General features: G+C 69.8%; 18 protein-coding genes. 9 read left to right on the forward strand and 9 right to left on the reverse strand.

The window, feature by feature from the left end; translation table 11 throughout:
- Positions 1–41: 41 nt before the first annotated feature.
- From ACFVMC_RS13620 to ACFVMC_RS13630, 3 genes are all read left to right on the forward strand, one after another.
- Positions 42–371: a DUF190 domain-containing protein gene (locus ACFVMC_RS13620; protein ID WP_379210024.1), complete on the forward strand. Its 330-nt coding sequence runs from the start codon at positions 42–44 to the stop codon at positions 369–371.
- Positions 372–549: 178 nt separating this feature from the next.
- Positions 550–1761: a threonine--tRNA ligase gene (thrS, locus tag ACFVMC_RS13625; protein WP_379210026.1), complete on the forward strand. Its 1212-nt coding sequence runs from the start codon at positions 550–552 to the stop codon at positions 1759–1761.
- Between the two features lie 346 nt (positions 1762–2107).
- Positions 2108–2611, forward strand: coding sequence for a hypothetical protein (locus ACFVMC_RS13630; RefSeq protein WP_379210028.1), 504 nt, complete (start codon positions 2108–2110; stop codon positions 2609–2611).
- Here ACFVMC_RS13630 and ACFVMC_RS13635 read toward each other — a convergent pair.
- The 3 genes from ACFVMC_RS13635 to ACFVMC_RS13645 all read right to left on the reverse strand — a co-directional run bounded on the left by ACFVMC_RS13635 (position 2578) and on the right by ACFVMC_RS13645 (position 6129).
- Positions 2578–4062: an amidase gene (locus tag ACFVMC_RS13635; protein ID WP_379210030.1), complete on the reverse strand. Its 1485-nt coding sequence runs from the start codon at positions 4060–4062 to the stop codon at positions 2578–2580. The two genes, ACFVMC_RS13630 and ACFVMC_RS13635, sit on opposite strands and share 34 nt — an antisense overlap.
- Before the next feature lie 177 nt (positions 4063–4239).
- Positions 4240–4845: a TetR/AcrR family transcriptional regulator gene (locus ACFVMC_RS13640; protein WP_379210032.1), complete on the reverse strand. Its 606-nt coding sequence runs from the start codon at positions 4843–4845 to the stop codon at positions 4240–4242.
- A 366-nt stretch (positions 4846–5211) separates the two neighbouring features.
- Entirely contained in the window at positions 5212–6129 is a 918-nt protein-coding gene (locus tag ACFVMC_RS13645) for an alpha/beta fold hydrolase (RefSeq protein ID WP_379210034.1), read from the reverse strand.
- Positions 6130–6242: 113 nt separating this feature from the next.
- Between ACFVMC_RS13645 and ACFVMC_RS13650 the strand changes: the two genes are divergently transcribed.
- On the forward strand, positions 6243–8099 hold the full coding sequence (locus tag ACFVMC_RS13650) for a Na+/H+ antiporter (protein WP_379210568.1): 1857 nt from the start codon (positions 6243–6245) through the stop codon (positions 8097–8099).
- Here the strand turns inward: ACFVMC_RS13650 and ACFVMC_RS13655 are convergent.
- Genes ACFVMC_RS13655 through ACFVMC_RS13665 form a run of 3 tightly spaced genes read right to left on the reverse strand, consistent with a single transcriptional unit; the run spans position 8075 to position 9585 of the window.
- A complete protein-coding gene (locus ACFVMC_RS13655; RefSeq protein ID WP_379210036.1) occupies positions 8075–8776 on the reverse strand; it encodes a TVP38/TMEM64 family protein in 702 nt (233 codons plus the stop codon). The genes ACFVMC_RS13650 and ACFVMC_RS13655 overlap by 25 nt on opposite strands.
- Positions 8777–8794: 18 nt before the next feature.
- Positions 8795–8953, reverse strand: coding sequence for a hypothetical protein (locus tag ACFVMC_RS13660; protein ID WP_379210037.1), 159 nt, complete (start codon positions 8951–8953; stop codon positions 8795–8797).
- Positions 8953–9585 carry a maleylpyruvate isomerase family mycothiol-dependent enzyme gene (locus ACFVMC_RS13665; protein WP_379210039.1) on the reverse strand — a complete coding sequence of 211 codons (633 nt, stop codon included), beginning with the start codon at positions 9583–9585 and terminating at the stop codon, positions 8953–8955. The genes ACFVMC_RS13660 and ACFVMC_RS13665 overlap by 1 nt, the downstream gene beginning before the upstream one ends.
- A 110-nt stretch (positions 9586–9695) precedes the next feature.
- On the opposite strand from ACFVMC_RS13665, the gene ACFVMC_RS13670 reads away from it, so the two are divergent.
- Positions 9696–9863, forward strand: coding sequence for a hypothetical protein (locus ACFVMC_RS13670; protein ID WP_379210041.1), 168 nt, complete (start codon positions 9696–9698; stop codon positions 9861–9863).
- Positions 9860–10210: a DUF6968 family protein gene (locus tag ACFVMC_RS13675; RefSeq protein ID WP_379210043.1), complete on the forward strand. Its 351-nt coding sequence runs from the start codon at positions 9860–9862 to the stop codon at positions 10208–10210. Before ACFVMC_RS13670 ends, ACFVMC_RS13675 begins: the two co-directional genes overlap by 4 nt.
- A gap of 83 nt (positions 10211–10293) precedes the next feature.
- On the opposite strand, the gene ACFVMC_RS13680 is transcribed toward ACFVMC_RS13675, so the two are convergent.
- Entirely contained in the window at positions 10294–11232 is a 939-nt protein-coding gene (locus ACFVMC_RS13680; RefSeq protein WP_379210570.1) for an ATP-dependent DNA ligase, read from the reverse strand.
- Positions 11233–11321: 89 nt separating this feature from the next.
- Positions 11322–11774: a winged helix-turn-helix transcriptional regulator gene (locus tag ACFVMC_RS13685; RefSeq protein WP_379210044.1), complete on the reverse strand. Its 453-nt coding sequence runs from the start codon at positions 11772–11774 to the stop codon at positions 11322–11324.
- An 85-nt stretch (positions 11775–11859) separates the two neighbouring features.
- Here ACFVMC_RS13685 and ACFVMC_RS13690 point away from each other — a divergent pair, with 85 nt between their 5' ends.
- The 3 genes from ACFVMC_RS13690 (at position 11860) to ACFVMC_RS13700 (ending at position 14452) form a co-directional block, all read left to right on the forward strand.
- Entirely contained in the window at positions 11860–12708 is an 849-nt protein-coding gene (locus ACFVMC_RS13690; RefSeq protein ID WP_379210572.1) for an SDR family NAD(P)-dependent oxidoreductase, read from the forward strand.
- Between the two features lie 143 nt (positions 12709–12851).
- Positions 12852–13403 carry a TetR/AcrR family transcriptional regulator gene (locus tag ACFVMC_RS13695; protein ID WP_379210046.1) on the forward strand — a complete coding sequence of 184 codons (552 nt, stop codon included), beginning with the start codon at positions 12852–12854 and terminating at the stop codon, positions 13401–13403.
- Between the two features lie 5 nt (positions 13404–13408).
- On the forward strand, positions 13409–14452 hold the full coding sequence (locus tag ACFVMC_RS13700; RefSeq protein WP_379210048.1) for a hypothetical protein: 1044 nt from the start codon (positions 13409–13411) through the stop codon (positions 14450–14452).
- Between the two features lie 93 nt (positions 14453–14545).
- On the opposite strand, the gene mshC is transcribed toward ACFVMC_RS13700, so the two are convergent.
- Entirely contained in the window at positions 14546–15784 is a 1239-nt protein-coding gene (gene mshC, locus ACFVMC_RS13705; protein WP_379210050.1) for a cysteine--1-D-myo-inosityl 2-amino-2-deoxy-alpha-D-glucopyranoside ligase, read from the reverse strand.
- Positions 15785–15853: the final 69 nt, after the last annotated feature.

Genomic DNA, 15853 nt, shown 5'->3' on the forward strand with positions numbered 1-15853 from the left:
GTCGGCATCGTCTGGCCTCGCGTACCGCTTGGAGGGATGTCATGGGATCGGCACTGCGCCTGACGGTGTTCGTCGGCGAAAGCGACACCGTCGGGCACCGTCCGCTGCACAGCGAGATCGTGCACCGTGCGCAGCGAGCCGGGCTGGCGGGGGCGAGCGTGTTCCGCGGTGTCGAAGGATTCGGGGCGTCCTCGCGGATCCACACCACCCGGCTGCTGTCGCTGAGCGAGGATCTGCCGGTCGCGATCGTCATCGTCGACGACGCGCAACGAGTGCGGGAGTTCCTGCCCGAACTCGACGAGCTGGTCACCGAGGGGCTGGTCGTTCTCGACGAGGTGGAGGTCATCCGGTATCCGGGGCGCGCCGAATAGTTTGTCCGCCTTGTTCGGTGGATTGCCGCGGTGTACGTTGATCGGCATGCAGCGCGCTTGTGTCACCACGACGCCGGAGTTTGTCCCGGCGCGCTGATTGCTGTTTCCGAATCCAAGCCCCGGGCGGATGCCCGGGGCTTTCGCATGTGGTCATCCGCCTTCACCGGAAGGAAGACCCGTGCACGACCATCGCAAACTCGGCCGTGAGCTCGGCTTGTTCGACACCGACCCGCTGATCGGATCGGGGCTGCCGTACTGGCTGCCCGACGGCGCGATCGTGCGGCACAGTCTCGAGGACTACATTCGCGGGCTCGAACGGCGGGCGGGCTATCAGCACGTGTATTCGCCGGTGCTCGGCAAACGCGAACTGTACGAGATATCCGGGCATTGGGCGCATTATCGCGACGAGATGTATCCGCCGATGGCTCTCGGTGGTGAACAGGTGCTGTTGCGGCCGAGCCTGTGCCCGCATCACGCGGTGATGTTCCGGTCGCGCTCGCACAGCTACCGCGAATTGCCGTTGCGGATGGCCGAACTCGGCGGCATGTACCGCTCGGAGCTCTCCGGTGTGCTGGGCGGGTTGACCCGGGTGCGCGGCATCCAGCTCAACGACGCGCACATCTTCTGCACCCTGGACCAGGTGGCCGGTGAGGCCGCCGCCGCGCTGGAACTCATCGGTTCCGCCTACCGGGCCATGGGTATCGCGCCCGCCCGCTATCGGCTGTCGCTGCCCGGCGCGGGCGGGAAATATGTTGCGGAGCCCCGGCTGTGGCGGGAGTCGAGCAGGATCCTGACCGAGGTGCTCGACGGTTGCGGTGTGCCCTACGAGGCGGTCGAGGGTGAGGCGGCGTTCTACGGCCCGAAGATCGACATCCAGATCAGCGACCATGCCGGGCGCGAATCCACCCTGTCCACCGTGCAGGTCGACTTCCATCAACCCGAGCGGTTCGATCTGCGCTACATCGGCGCCGACGGGGCCGCGCACCGCCCGGTCATGGTGCACCGCAGCATCATCGGCAGCGTCGAACGCGCGGTCGCTCAGCTGCTCGAGGTGCACGGTGGCGCGTTCCCGGCCTGGCTGGCGCCGGTGCAGGTGGCGATCCTGCCGGTCTCCCCCGCCCAGGAGGCGGCCGCGGAGGGTCTGCGCGCGGAGTGCGTGCGCGCCGATCTGCGGGTGCGGGTCGTCGGCGACGGAAGCCTCTCGGCGCGGGTACGCGAGACCCGTCTGGTGCCGTACCGGTTCGTTCTCGGTCCGGCCGAGGAGGCGGCGCGGCAGGTGGCGATCCGGTTGCGTGACGGACGTCGTCTGCCCGCGCTCGGGGTCCAGGACGCGATCGCCCGGATCCGGGGTCTGATCGGGTCGCACGAGACCGATCTGTGGCAGGCATGATCGGGATGGCGGGATCCACCCTCGAGCAGAAAGGTGAAGAACGCGCAGCAATTCGTCTCGCGGGCGGCGAGCGCATGCGCCGCCGCTTCGGCGTCGGAGGTGAGGAGCAGTTCCAGCCGAACCGGGTCGAGCCGGCGGACCGCGCGCACGGAGGTGGCGAAGAACCGGTCGAACTCGGCGACCCGGATCGGCTGTTGCACGGTGGGCAGGGTGCATGCGGCGGGCGCCCTCGGAGGTGGCCGCGCGTGCGGGGCCGGTGTCGAAGCCGGGGTCAGGGGACACCCTGATCCGAGGTGGGGGTTCGCGCCGGATGTGGCGGCGGCGGCCCCGTCGTAGCGTCGAGTGCATGAAACCGACCACCATCCCACTCGTGACGACCGGCCTGTATGCGACGCTCGCCGCTCTGGTCTTCGCGGTCACCGCCGCCGAGACGATCTTCTTGTACCCGAACATGTTTCGGGACGTGCCGCAGTCGCTGGCGCTGTCCGACGAGTTCCTGACGGTGGTCGACATCGGCGGGGTGATGCGCCCGATGGGTGCGGTGATGACGGTGTCCGCGCTGATCGCGATCGCGGTGGCGCTGTGGGCGCGGCAGGCGCGCCGGTGGCTGGCCGCGTCGCTGGTGTTCTTGGTCAGTGGCCAGTTCCTGCTGTCGATCCTGTATCAGTGGCCGCGCGCCGACATCATCGGCGAACACGAGCAGCGCCCGGTGGCCGAGATCGAGAGCGCGGTGACGGAATTCCTTGTCGGACACGGGTTCCGGATCGCCGCCTCGCTCGCGACGGCGGTCCTGGCCATCGTCGCGGTGTTCTCGATCTACCGGGCCCGGGTCCTGGCCGAGTCCCGGTAACCCGCGGGCGGGTCGAAGCCGCCGATGGCCTGTTCGAGCAGTTCGGCCAGCCGCAGCGGCGTGCGGTCCTCGAACATCGGCCCGATGAGCTGCACGCCCACCGGCAAACCCTCGGGTGAGCGGCCCGCGGGGACGGCGGTGGCGGGCAGGCCGGGCATGGTGGCGGTACCGGCCCAGACGAGCTGGTCGAAATACGGGTAGGTCGCGCCGTCGATCTCGATGCGCCGGTCCTCGAGCCCGCCGGTGTGGTCGTGCGGGAAGGCGGGCGTGGGCGTGATCGGGCACAGCACGGCGTCGAATTCGGCGAACAGCCGCCGCCAGCCGTGGCGGTGGTGTTCGCGCCGGTGGTCGGCTCGCACCCACTCGCGATGGCTGAGCACCATGCCGCGCGCCCGGGCCGCGTCCAGACTCCGGTCCGCCGGGTCCCGGGCGGCGGCGCGGTCGCGCAGCTGTTCGTAGAGCTCGTCGGGTAGCCCCGCGGCGGCATTGGACAGCATCAGCTGCATGTAGATCGTTGCCGCTTCGATCGGATCCGGCAGCAACCGACTGTGGCGCCGCACGTGCGCGCCGGCGTCGGCGAGCGCGTCGGCGACCCGGTTCACGCCCGCTCGCACCGCCGCACCGGTCGCGATGAGCGGATGGTCCTCGAGGACCAGGACCCGGAAGTCGGCCAGCCGCTCGTGCCGGGCCGGCGGCAGGGTCAGGTCGTAGGCCAGGCCGTGGGTCAGCGGATCGGGCCCGGCCATCACCTCGAGCAGCAGCGTGAGATCGGCGGCGGTGCGAGCCATCGGGCCCACGACAGCCAGATCGAGGTCGATCGGCAGGGGCGGTGCGGTCGGGGCGACCATGCCGCGCACCGGCGCCAGCCCGAGGGTGGGTTTGTGCGCGTAGACACCGCAGAAATGCGCGGGGGTGCGCAGCGAACCGGCCAGATCCGAACCCAGCGACAGCGCACCGAACCCGGCCGCCAGGGCCGCCGCCGAACCGCCGGAGGACCCGCCCGAGGTGCGCGTGAGATCCCACGGATTGGCGGTGGTGCCGTAGATGTCGTTGAAACTCTGGATATCGCGCAGTGTCTCCGGCACATTCGTCTTGCCGAGTACCACCGCGCCCGCGGCCCGCACCCGGGCCACCTGCACCGCGTCCTGATCGGGGATATGGTGCGCATGCCGTGTCATACCCCAGGTCGTGGGCAGACCGGCCATGTCGTAGGACTCCTTGACCGTCACCGGCACACCGAGCAGCGGCCGGTCCGCGCCGCGGGCGCGTGCCGCATCCGCCGCCCGCGCGGCGGTCAGCGCGCGATCGAAATCCGGTACGCAGATCGCGTTGATCGCCGGATCGTATTGTTCGATCCGGGCGATCGCCTCCTCGGTCAGCGTCACCGAGGTCACCGCACCGGCCCGCAACGCGGCCGACTGTTCTTGTGCTGAAAGGTAGCTCCACCGCATGAATTCGACGCTAACGACCTGCCGCGCAGGACATAAAACGGTCGTTCGCGCAATGGATGAGCCCGATTCAGCGGGCCGTTTCGCCCGAAACAGGCTCGGCCCAGGTCACGCCGGGGATCATGGACCGGTTGTTCGGCGCGGGCACGAAAGCCCGTCACGCACAACGGGATGGATGTCTCACTGACCGCCGGTGTAGAGGACGCGTAGTTCGGTGACGGTGTCCTCGAGCGGGGTCGTTTCGCGGTGGATGCGGCACAGCACGATCGCGCCTTCGATCGCGGCGACGGTCAGCGAGGCCAGGCGTGTGGCGCGTGCGGGCGGATAGTCGTGGCGCAGCAGCTGTTCGGTGAGGGCGCGGTGCCAGCGGGCGAAGATCTCGGCGGCGGTCCCGGCGAGTTCGGGTGCGTCGTCGTTGGTTTCGACGGCGATCGCGAAGACCGGGCAGCCCGCGCGGAAGTCGCTCTCGCACAAGGTGTGCCGCCACAGGGCGGCGAACTGTTCGAGCGCGGTCATCGGGTCGTGGGTGCGGGTGAGGTGTTCGATGTATTCGCTCATGGTGGCGCCCGCGGCATCCAGGGCGCGGCCCAGCAGTTCGGTGCGGCCGCCCGGGAAATGGTGGTAGACCGAGCCGCGGGGCGCGCCGGTGGCGGCCAGGACGCGGTCGATGCTGGTGGCGCTGGCGCCGTGCACGCGCAGGGAGTCGATGGCGCCGGTGATCATGCGCGCGCGGGCGTCGGGTAGGCGCGGACGGGTTCCGGTGCGTGCTCGGCGGGTGGCTGCCACACCCGACATTCTATGGCCGATGCCATAACGGATGGGTTGCCGGAGGTCGGTCGAACGGCCGCTGGTCAGGTGGCTATTTCGGTTTTATGCCCGAAAAAGTGAAACAGATCACGTTTAGCTGGAGATTAACTCCATGTCCGCTCATTGCGGATGACACACGAATAGAAGGAAAGGAAAGGTTCCATGCTCATCGAGCTACTCGTCGCAGGCATCGTGTTTGTGGCAACAGTTCTGCTCTCGGGAATTGGTATCTTCCTCTGAGCCCCGCGCACGCGGCGCCGGGTTCGGTGACGCCGCAGTCTTTCCACCCCGAACGCCACCAATGGTAACCCTCGGTTATCTGGTTGGCGCTCGGGCTTTTGATGCTCAGCCCACCCGTGTGCGATGGAATTCCAGCACACCGGCCAGCGTCTCCTCGGGGGCTTCCAACTGCGGGTAATGCCCCACATCGGCCAATTCCACCACGTCCGGTTCGGGAACGAGTTCCCGGTAGCGAGCCACCATGTGCCCGCCGGAGACCGGATCGAGCATGCCGTCGAGCAACCGCAGCGGAACCGGCGTCTCGGTCAATGCCGCGACCCACCGCCGCCGATGCACCCGTCGCTCGGCCATATACCGGATCAGCTTGTGGCCGTTGCGTTTTCCGCGCCGCCCGCACCACAGCAGCCAGAACCGATCGAGATCGGCCGCCGACGGTTTGGTCTCGGGCCCGAACACCGCGCCCAGACTCCGCTCGAACGCCGCCCGGCTGGCCAGCGCCGAGGCCAGCGGCCCCAGCGGGCCCGCCAGCAGCCGCTGGATCGGGCGGGCGCGATGGGTTTCGGGGAACAATCCCCCGTTGAGCAGGCACACCGACTCGATGACCAGCGAGTCGTCCCCGGCGTGGCGGCGTTCGGCGGCGCGGGCCAGCAACTCCTGGGCGACGGTGTCGCCGTAGTCGTGGGCCAGGATGTGCACCCGGCGCACCCCCTGCTCACGCAGCAGCCGCTCCTGTAGGTCGGCCTGATCGAGAATCGAGTACCGGTAATCACGCGGTTTGGCCGACCAGCCGAAGCCGATCATGTCCGCCGCCAGCACCCGGGTGAACTCCGCGCACAGCCCGGGCCACAGGGCGTGCCAGTCCCAGGAGGCGGTCGGGAAACCGTGCACGCACAGCAGCACCCGCGCACCGTCGGTGCCGGTGGCCGGCGGGCCGGCGTCGAAGGCGCTGTCGCGGTAGAAGATCTGATGCCCGCGGTGGGTGAACCGGCGGCCGGTGGCGCGCCAGCGCGCGAACTCGTCCATGTCGAAACCTCCTCGTGGCGACCAGCATTGCGCGTGCACGCTACGCCCACAGCCGGTTCGCCTGCTGCGGGACATGTCAACTGTCGCGGTGATGGGAGAATGCTGCGGTGCATATGGCGATCGGCCTGGTGATTCTCGTGGCGGCGGCAGCCGGGTTGGCGGCCGTGGCGCGCCGGTTCGGGGTGTCCGAGCCGCTGGTGCTGACGGTGGCGGGCGTGGCGGCGTCGTATCTGCCGTTCGTGCCGACCGTGCACCTGGATCCGGAGGTGGTGCTGCTCGGGTTGCTGCCGCCGCTGCTCTACACCGCAGCGATCCGCACCTCGCTGGTCGATTTCCGGGCGAATCTGCGCACCATCGCGCTGCTGTCGGTGGGGTTGGTGCTGTTCTCGACCTTCGCGGTGGCCGCGGTGGTGTGGCTGCTGTTGCCGGTGCCGTTCGCGGTGGCCGTCGCCCTGGGTGCGGTGGTGGCGCCGCCGGACGCCGTCGCCGCCACCGCGGTGGCGCGGCGAATCGGGATGCCGCGCCGGATCGTCACCATTCTCGAGGACGAGTCGCTGTTCAACGACGCGACCGCGCTGGTGGCGCTGCGCACCGCGATCGCGGCGTCGGCGGGCACGGTGTCGGTGTGGAACGCCGGCGGGGATTTCCTGCTCGCGGCCGGTGGCGGCGCGCTGGTCGGGATGGCGGTGGCCTATCTGCTGGCGTTGCTGCGCCGCCGCATCGCCGACCCGGTGTTGGACACGACGCTGTCGTTCCTGGCGCCGTTCATCGCCTATCTGCCCGCCGAGGAGATCCACGCCTCCGGTGTCATCGCGGTCGTGGTGTGCGGGATGATCCTCGGCCACAACGCGCCGCACTGGCAGAGCGCGGCCTCACGGATCGCCGAGCGCACCAACTGGCGCACCATCCAGTTCATCCTGGAAAGCGCGGTGTTCCTGATCATCGGATTGCAGGTGCGCGGCATCGTCGAGGACGCCTGGAGCAGCGGTCTGGACCACACCACCCTGCTGGTGGCCGCGGTCGCGGTGCTGGCGGCGGTGATGCTGGCTCGGCCGCTGTGGGTGTTCCCGTGGTCGCTGCTCATGCGCCGCATCGGGGAGGCCAGCGCACCGCCGGAAGAGGCGCTGCGACACGCGACGGTGGTGTCGTGGGCGGGGATGCGCGGCGTGGTCACCCTGGCCGCGGTGCTGCTGCTGCCCGAGGACACCCCGCAGCTGGCGGTGCTGAAACTGCTGGCGCTGGTTGTGGTGGGCGGCACCCTGCTGTTGCAGGGGACCTCGTTGCCGTGGCTGGTGCGCATGCTGAAACTGCGCGGGCCCAGCCGTGCCGAGGACGCGCTCGCCAAGGCGAGCCTGCTCTCGCAGGCCACGACCGCGGGACTGGCCGTGCTCGACGCCGAGGTCACCGCCGAGACACCCGATGCGGTCGTGCAGTCACTGCGCGAACGGGTCACCTGGAAGACCAACGCCGCCTGGGAGCGGCTGGGGCGCGCGGAATCCGAACAGGCCACGCCCACCGCCGAATACCGGCGGCTGCGCCTGGCGATGCTGACCGCCGAACGCGACACCGTGCTCGCCGTACGCGACGCCGGCGGCATGGATTACGAGATCCTGCAACATGTGATGGCACGTCTGGACCTCGAGGAGTCCATGATCGACCGGTTCGACGAATCCGAGGACGATCGGGTCGAACCGCTGGCCGGGCCCGGCGCCGACGAGTGCGCGCACCTGCGCGCCGCGCCGCTGCTCTCGCAACCGCAGGGCCCCGACGAATGCGCGCAGTGCATCGCCGAGGGGCTGACCTGGGTGCATCTGCGAATGTGTCTGACCTGCGGGCAGATCGGCTGCTGCGATTCCTCCCCCGGTAACCACGCCACCCGCCACCACACCGACAGCGGGCATCCGGTGATCCGCAGTATCGAACCGGGTGAGGCGTGGCGGTGGTGCTACGAGGACGAACTGCTGGGCTGAGCGCGTTCGCGTCGCCAGCTGCGCCAGCCGCGATGCGCGGCGAACGTGCCGATGATCGCGACCACACACCACACCGCGATCGCCGAATAGGCCAGCGGCGCCGACAGATCCCCGAGCGAGGCGCCGAGCGCGGTGTAGACGAACGAGCGCGGCGCGGATCCGATGAACGCCCCGGCGGCCAACTGCCACAGCGGAATTCCCAGCGCGCCGAAGCTGTAGGAGGCCAGCGCGTCCGGGGCGCCGGGCACGAACCGCTGCCCCACCACCACCCACAGCCCGCGCCGGGCGATCTGCGCGTCGAGCCGCTGCGCGCGTTCGGGCCCGAGTAGCCGGCGCGCGCTACCGCGCCCGGCCCGGCGCCCGAGGAATCCGCACACCACCGCCGCGCCGATGGTCGCGGACAAGGTGACGAACGTTCCGGTCAACGGCCCGAACAGCAGTCCGCTGCCGGCCGCCAGGATCGGGCCCGGCACCAGCGCCGCACCCAGCAGCGCCGCGGCCGCCGCGTACACCACCGGAGCCGCCGGACCGGTCGCGGCCACCGCCGCCCGCACCCCGTCGACGTCGATGACGCGGGCCACCGCCACCAGATAGAACGTCACGAGCAGGAAGGCGGCGAACACCGCCAGCCGCACACCGTCGCGCCACCGGCTGCCGGGCTCCTCGAGGTCAGTCATGGTGGGCACAACCCTGCCCTACCCGGGCAGCACGCGCGAATCGGCTTGCCGGGCGCTGTGTTCGCGCGGCCCGGCCGACAACCGCAGTGCCGGGCTGAGCCGCGCGGTATCCGGGGTACGTGCTGCCTGCTGCCGGATGCGCTGCCCGCTATCGCGCACGTCCTCGGCCGAGCGCATCAGAGACGGCTGCGCAGCGTGTCCAGGCCGGGGCCGGTGAGTTCGTCGCAGTAGACGGCGCGGCCGGCCATCGCCATGGTCAGCGCGAGCGTCGTGCCGGTGACCAGCGGGCCGGACCCGGTGCGGAACTCGCCGTCGGTGGCCTCGAGGCGCAGCCCGGCGGTGGCGGTGCGGCCGGTGACGGTGAAGTCGCGGCCGGCGTAGAACTCGGCCACCGCGGTCGCGGCTTCGATCGAGGGTTTGCCCGGCAGTCCCAGTGGCCGGCGGATGTCCTGGGCGTGCACGATCACCTCGCCGACCCAGGCCGCGGTGTGACCGGACGCGCCGGTGGTGCTGTAGAGCACCCGACGGAATCGCCGCAGGGTCTCGGTCGGGGTGGCCCCGCGATGCTCGGCCAGCCGCCGCGCGTTGTGCTCGGCGAAGTCGAACCGGGCGCCCAGCACACTGACCAGCCACCGCCATCGCCCGATACTCGCCGCGGCGGTCAGATGCGCTACCACCTCCTCGACACACCAGCTACCGCACAGCGACTGCCGCGCCCACTGTTCGTCGGTCAGGCCGACGAGATCCTCGGCCAGCGCCACACGTTCGGCGTGCGCCAGCGCCCACAGTTCGGCGCGCGAGTACGACATCGGGGAACCTTCCACTTCGACCGCCTGCATGGCAGCAGTTTCGATGATCGCCACTACAGACGGCGCCGCACCCGCGAACTCATCGGCCTGGTGTTCACTGATGATCGGATGTGTTCAGCGACAGCCGCCGCTACGGCAACATCGTCCCGATCACCGACGGCCAGGACGAGGGCCCCACGGCCGACATCGTCGCCGAGATGGACTATCCGGCGCCCGCATCTCGCGTGCAAGCCGTCATCGATCATCAGCGCGGGTCCAGGAGGAGAATCTCGACATGATCGAGTTCGAGGAATCGATAGCCACCCGTGTGTTCGACTCCCCTCACGGAGAGATCACCGCACACATCGGCAGACCGGTGCAACCGGACGACCGGCCGGACTGGTTCTGCCCGTGGACCATCGAGGGATCCGAGGACGGGCCGATCGCGAGTTTCGCGATGGGTATCGACGCGATGCAGGCGTTGATCTTCGCTCTCGCGGCCGTTGGTGACCGGATCGCCGCCGAGAACGAACCCGTGTCTTTTCTCGGTGACGAGGCGAATCTCGGAATGCTCCGTACGGAACTCGGCCTGACCGATCGGTGGCAAGCGACGGTGTCGGTGCCCACGGGTTCGGCCCAGCGCTGATGCCGGGCACCGAGTTCACCGGATAGCCCGGTCGTTGTCGGTGCCGTTGACAACGCGAGACGACGGTCGAGAATCCCGCTCGGCTATCCGGATTCGGGCACCGTCACCTCCCGCGGGGACTTGTCGGTGCGCAGGCCGCGCCAGCTGGGGTGGCGCAGGCCCTCGGGGGTGGCTTCGCGGTATTCGATGTCGGCGACCAGGGTCGGGGCGACCCAGTGGGCGGTGGGCAGTGTGGGCGGAGTGTCGAACGGGGGGTCGGGCCGGGCGAGGCGGTCGAGGTCGGCTTGCAGGGCGCGGCGGGCGGGCAGGGTCCAGCCGGTGCCGACATTGCCGATGTGGACCAGGTGACCGGCGGCGTCGTGGGCGCCCAGGATCAGGGAGCCGAAAGTGCCGGTGTAGCGGCCGTTTCCGGGGAGCCAGCCGGCGATGACGGCTTCGGTGGTGTGGCGGAACGGGGTCTTGATCCAGGCCGGTGAGCGGGTGCCGGGCCGGTAGGGGGCGGTGAGCAGTTTGCTGACGATGCCTTCGAGGTGGTGCTCGTGGGCCAGGGTCAGCAGGGTGTCGGCGTCGCGGTCGATCCAGTACGGGGACAGCCGGATGCCGGGGCCCTCCACGCCGAGTCCGGCCAGGTGTTCGCGGCGTTGCCGATACGGCAGGCCGAGCAGTGTCGCGCCGTCGGCTTCGAGCACGTCGAACAGGAAGTATTCGACGGGGATCTGCGCGCGCAGCGTCGGGGTCGGCTGTCGGACGTGCATGCGTCGTTGCAGTCGCGCGAAGGAGGGTGCGCCGGTGGCCGGGTCGGGTGCGGTGATCTCGCCGTCGAGCAGCAGGGTCCGGCCCGCGGCGGCCTTCGTCAGGGCGGTGGTGAGTTCCGGGTAGGAGCCGCTGATGTCGCGGCTGTTGCGGCTGTAGAGCCGGCAGGCGCCGCCGTCGCAGACGGCCAGGGCGCGTACGCCGTCCCATTTCATCTCGATGGCCCACCGGCCGGGTTCGTCCGGCGGCTGTCCGGGGGTCGCCAGCATGGGCGAGGGCACCGATCCCACCCACGTCAGCGTACTTTCAGCAAACTTCGCTGGGCTGCGGTATCGAATACGGTTCGGTCACGGGATGTTCAGTGCGGGCCGGGGTACTCGTAGCGCACCTCGCGCGCGTCGACGTCGCGGCCGCAGCAGGTGCAGCGGATCACCTGCTCGAGGTCGCCGTCGTCGGCGGCGTGCAGCAGGCGCAGGGTGGGACCGTCCGGGCCCCACCGGTTGCCCCAGCGCATGAGGGCGACGGTGATTCCGTAGAGATCGCGGCCCTTGTCGGTGAGCCGGTATTCGTCACGGGGTGGCCGCTCGCTGTAGCGGCGGCGCTCCAGGATGCCGTTGTCGACGAGTTTCTTCAGGCGTTCGGTCAGGATATTGCGGGCCACGCCCAGGTTGCGGCGCATATCGGCGAACCGGCGGACGCCGAAGAACGCCTCGCGCAGGATCAGGAAGGTCCAGCGATCCCCCACGTGGTCGACGGCCGCGGCGACCGGATCGTGGCGCAGGCGCGGCAGGTCGTCGCGGGGTTCGCTCATTCGCTCAGCCTACCCAGGTGGGTTGCGAAACAAAACCTACCCTGCCAAGGTGGGTCTCGAATCGAAACTCACTCGGGAGGCCGACATGCTCGCCAGAATCCGCGACCGGGCGCTGACCGCCGCCCTGCAACCCCTCTGCGCGCCCTGGCGACTGCGCACGGCCGGCGCGGTCGCGCTGCCGGGAAAGCGCGTCGTGATCACCGGCGCCTCCTCGGGAATCGGGCGCGCGACCGCGCTGCGGCTGGCCGAACTCGGCGCCGAGGTGGCCCTGGTGGCCCGGCGCCGCGACGAACTCGAGCAGGTCGGCGCCGAGATCGCCCGTCATGGCGGGCGTGCGCTGGTCCTCCCGTGCGATCTCACCGACCGCGCCGCCGTGCACGAGCTGGCCGCCGAACTGCTCGGCACCTGGGGGCAGGTCGACATCCTGATCAACAACGCCGGGCGTTCGATCCGCCGGACCGTGCTCGAGTCGTGCACGCGATTCCACGACTTCGAACGCACGATGGCCGTGAACTACTACGGGCCCGTCGCACTCACCCTCGAACTGCTGCCGTCCATGATCGAGCGCGGCGACGGCCACATCGTCAATGTCGCGACCTGGGGCGTGCCGGCCGAGCGGATGCCGAAGTTCGCCGCCTACCACGCCTCCAAGTCGGCGCTGACCGCCTTCGGTCACAGCCTCGCCGCCGAGGTCGCCGAACACGGAATCCACGTGACAGCCGTGCACTTCCCGCTGGTGCGCACGCCGATGATCGCACCCACCGCCACCTATCGCGCCAAGCCCGCGCTCACTCCCGAACAGGCCTCGGAGTGGATGATCACCGCCATCCGCACCCGCGCCCGCCACCTGCGCCCCCGCTATGTCCCGATGATCGGCGCGGTCAGCGCCCTCGCGCCCGCCACCGCCGACTCGATCCTGCTGAACCTCAGCTGACACCCCTGACCAGCGCTTTTCGATAGTCGACGTGCTCGAGGGAGCCCCGAGGCAGAATTCCTGTTGTTGCGATTAAAATTCTGATTATGCAATCAGCACGCGAGCGGCCGAGCTTCATCGAGCTGGCGCGTCGACGCCAGATCGTGGATGCCGCGATCGAGACGATCGCGGATCTAGGGCTGGCCAAGGCGTCGAACGCCGCGATAGCGGCTCGCGCGCAGGTGAGCCCGGCACTGATCAGCTACCACTTCGGATCTCGGCAGGGGCTGATCGATCAGATGCGCGCAACGATCCAGCAGCGAGTCGACGAAGCCATGAAGCCCGTCGAGGAGGACGACAGCTACGTCTCGGCGCTCGAAGGAATGCTTCGGCGGTTCGCCGCGCACTGCCTCGACAACTTGCCGGCCATGCTCGTGTCGACGCAGTTCGAACGCCACGACCAGGCAGGCGGGGCGGCCCGGGACGCAGAGCAGGCCGAGGGCTTGGCGGAATTGCGCACGTTCATCGCCGAAGGACAGCAGTATGGCCAGTTCCGACCGGTGGACGCCCGGCTCGTCGCCTCGGTGCTGATGAACGCGATGACGGATCTGCCGCGCGAAATCCGCGACCGGGGCGACGCCGACCGGTCAGTGTTCGAACGCGATTGGCCGTTGCTGTTCGTCAATGCTCTCGCCGTTCGGGACGACGAGGGGTGACGATCATGGGTGCCGGTCGCAACCGCTCCACGAAGCCGGGTGGGGACCAGCACGCTCACCCCGGGCCGGTCCTGGTGCTTTTCCTGCTGTCGCCGCTGATCGGCGAAATCGTCGGTGCGGCGTTTCGATTCAGCTATCTCGCCCAGCCGCTGCGGGCCGCGGCGATCGTGTGCTTCTACGGTGCGGGTGTGCTGTTGGTCCGGGAAGCAGTGCGACGCCGGGGCCTCGACGGGTGGGGGTTGTTGTTGCTCGCCCTCGCGTTCGCAGTACTCGAGGAAGGGCTCGGGCTACAGACGATCTTCGATCCGCAAGGGATGGACGGCGAAACCGTCTACGGGCGGGCATTCGATGTGAACTGGCTGTGGGCGGTCGTGGTCGCCGGATACCACGCGGTGTGGAGCATCGTCGTTCCGATTGTGCTGACGCACCTGGCCTTTCCCGCCGAGCGGCACGCCGCCTGGCTGTCGCGTTCGATGCTGAGCGTTTTCGCGGGTGTGTTCGCCGTCGGGTTCGCCTTGTTCGTGTTCATCTCGCTCGTTCGGTCCGACTTCCGCCTGTCCGCCGCGCAGATCGTCGGCGGCTGCGCCGCGGTGATCATCCTGGTGTGGTCGGCGGGCAGGTGCCGGCGACCGTGGGCCACCACCTCGACGAAGCGCAGCCCCGAACCTGCGACCGTCGGCTGGCTCGGATTCGGTGCGGGACTGGCGTGGCTGATGCTGTATCTGGTCGCGTTCATCGGCAGCCCGGCGCCCTTCGTGGTGTGGACACTCGCAGCGCTGGTATTCGCCGCGGCCCTCGCCGGGATCATGCGCCGCTGGGCGGCGCGACCGGGCTGGAGCCGGCGACATCGACTCAACGGCTGTCTCGGCGCCGTGCTGGCGTTGTGGCTGTTCGGTCTCTTCCTGGTCGCCAATGGCGGACGGACCGATGACATCGTGTTCCACTTCGTCGTTCTCGCCGGAATAACCGTCGGCTACCTGTGGCTTCGCAGCCGAACCCGCCCTGCGGCGGTATCCGATTCCGATCCGCGGCCTGGCGACCCGGCCTGACCGATACCGCAGTCGACACTCGGAACTCCTACGCGCACAACACCTCCGGCGCGGTCCGCACGCGCGACGGCGTCCGGACCGCCCGGGTACGGCTCAGAGGGCGATGCCGAGCAGGGCGTCGACGGCGGTGCGGATCACCGGCGGCGCGGACCGGTCGGGGCCGCCGTAGGTGAGCGCCTGGTCGGCCCAGTTGTCCACGGCGGCAAGGGCTTTGGGGGTGTCGAGGTCGTCGGCCAGGTGCTGGCGCAGGCGGGCGACGGTGTCGGTGGCGTCGGGGCCCGCGGTAAGGGCGGCGGCGCGGCGCCAGCGGTCCAGGCGGGCCTCGGCCTCGGTCAGGACCTCGGCGGTCCACATGCGGTCGGCGCGGTAGTGACCGGCGAGCAGGCCCAGGCGGATGGCGCCGGGATCGGTGCCGCCGCGGCGCAGGGTGGAGACCAGCACCAGATTGCCCTTGGACTTCGACATCTTCTCCCCGTCGAGCCCGATCAGCCCGGCGTGCACGTAGTGGCGGGCGAACCGGCGGGTGTCGCCCAGCGCCTCGGCGTGCGCGGCGGAGTACTCGTGATGCGGGTAGATCAGGTCGCTGCCGCCGCCCTGCACATCGAATTCGGGGCCGAGCCGGTTCAACGCGATCGCCGCGCACTCGATGTGCCAGCCGGGGCGACCGGCGCCGAACGGCGCGGGCCACGACGGTTCACCCGGGCGCGCCGCCCGCCACAGCAGCGCGTCGATGATGTCGCGTTTGCCGGGACGATCCGGGTCACCGCCACGTTCGGCGAACAGGCGTTCCATGGTGGCGCGGTCGTAGCCGGATTCGTAGCCGAACTGCTCGGTGGCGTCGGCCCGGAAGTAGATGTCGGGGTACTCGGCGTCCTCGACCGTGTACGCGGCGCCCGCGGCGAGCAGCTTCTCGACCAGTTCGACGACCTCGTCCACCGATTCGATGGCGCCGACGTATTCGCGGGGCGGCAGGATACGCAGCGCGGTCATGTCCTCGCGGAACAGGTCGATCTCACGGGTGCCCAGATCCCGCCAGTCGATACCGTCACGGTCGGCGCGTTCGAACAGCGGGTCGTCGACGTCGGTGACGTTCTGCACGTAGTGCACCTCGTGACCCGCGTCCCGCCACACCCGGTTGACCAGATCGAAGGTCAGGTAGGTGGCGGCGTGGCCGAGATGGGTGGCGTCGTAGGGGGTGATCCCGCAGACGTACAGCCCGGCCGTGGCGCCGGGCGTGACCGGGCGCACCTGGCGGTCGGCGGTGTCGTACAGGCGCAGCGGCGGCCCCGCTCCGGGCACGGCGGGTAGGGCGGTATCGGACCAGGACTGCATGATTCGAGGGTAGAGGTGTGATCGCGGCCGGTGCGCCCCGGGCCGGTCCAGCGACCACCGATCACCCCG

It is taken from the genome of Nocardia sp. NPDC127579, assembly GCF_042672005.1.
In the GTDB taxonomy this organism is placed as follows: domain Bacteria; phylum Actinomycetota; class Actinomycetes; order Mycobacteriales; family Mycobacteriaceae; genus Nocardia.